Below are 761 nucleotides of genomic sequence, written 5' to 3'. Positions count from 1 at the left end.
CACTGGCACCCACACTCCGCAGGAACACCTCCGAGACCGCCACCCTCGCCGGCGCCCTGGCCCACCTCCACACCACCGGCCACAGCCCGGCCGCATGGCAGCCGGAGCGCACCCCGGCCCACCTGGACGACCTGCCCACCTACCCCTTCCGCCGGGACCACTTCTGGGTCGAGCGGACGACCTCCGGGGCGTCCGACGTCGCCTCCGCCGGGCTCGTCTCCGCGCAGCACCCGTTCCTGGGCGCCGTGGTGGCCCTCGCCGGCTCCCTGCGCACCCACCCCTGGCTCGCCGACCACACCATCGCCGGCACCACCCTCCTGCCCGGCACAGCCTTCACCGACCTCGCCCTCCACGCCGCCGGGCTCGCGCGGACCCCGGTCGTGGAGGAGCTGACACTGGAGTCCCCGCTGGTCCTGCGCGCCGACACCGCGATCACCCTCCAGGTGACCGTGGACGCGGCGGACCCGGCCGGCCGGCGGGCCCTCACCGTGCACGCGCGCGACGACGAGTCGGAGCCGTGGACCCGGCACGCCTCCGGTGTCCTGACGGACGCGGACCCGGCCCCCGAGCCGATCGCCTGGCCGCCGCCCGGCGAACCCGTCGACCTCACCGGTCTCTACGACCGTCTCGACGGCCACGGTTACACCTACGGGCCCTCCTTCCAGGGACTCACCGCCCTCTGGCGCGACGGCGACGACCTCTACGCCGAGGTCACCCTGCCCGAAGGCGTCGACACCACCGGGCACACCCTGCACCCCGCA

At 75.3% G+C, this 761-nt stretch carries 1 protein-coding gene; it reads left to right on the top strand.

The window, feature by feature from the left end:
• The coding region (locus tag OO67_RS35430) for a polyketide synthase dehydratase domain-containing protein (protein ID WP_033305951.1) at positions 1–761 on the top strand (761 nt) is incomplete at both ends.

This window comes from Streptomyces atroolivaceus (assembly GCF_000717025.1).
GTDB classification, from domain to species: domain Bacteria; phylum Actinomycetota; class Actinomycetes; order Streptomycetales; family Streptomycetaceae; genus Streptomyces; species Streptomyces atroolivaceus.
The sequence above is the reverse complement of the archived record's forward strand: the minus strand, read 5'-3'. Positions and strand labels throughout refer to the sequence as shown.